This is a genomic window from Tritonibacter sp. SIMBA_163, assembly GCF_046535935.1.
In the GTDB taxonomy this organism is placed as follows: domain Bacteria; phylum Pseudomonadota; class Alphaproteobacteria; order Rhodobacterales; family Rhodobacteraceae; genus Epibacterium; species Epibacterium scottomollicae.
The window spans coordinates 1-255 of record NZ_JAWJBP010000826.1 but is presented as its reverse complement, the minus strand read 5'-3'; the positions used below and the strand labels follow the sequence as shown (position 1 = coordinate 255).

General features: G+C 47.1%; 1 pseudogene. It reads left to right on the top strand.

The window, feature by feature from the left end:
* Window positions 1-64 precede the first annotated feature (64 nt).
* Window positions 65-255: pseudogene (locus R0J92_RS24630) on the top strand (hypothetical protein); the annotation flags it as partial.

Below are 255 nucleotides of genomic sequence, written 5' to 3'. Positions count from 1 at the left end.
AAAAGTGACTTTTCTTGTCGCTGCGTACACTGAAATCACACTGGGTAAATAATAAGGAAAAGTGATGACAGAGCCGCATGTAGCAGTATTAAGCCAGGTCCAACAGTTTCTCGATCGTCAACACGGTCTTTATATTGATGGTCGTCCTGGCCCCGCACAAAGTGAAAAACGGTTGGCGATCTTTGATCCGGCCACCGGGCAAGAAATTGCGTCTACTGCTGATGCCAACGAAGCGGATGTAGATAACGCAGTCAT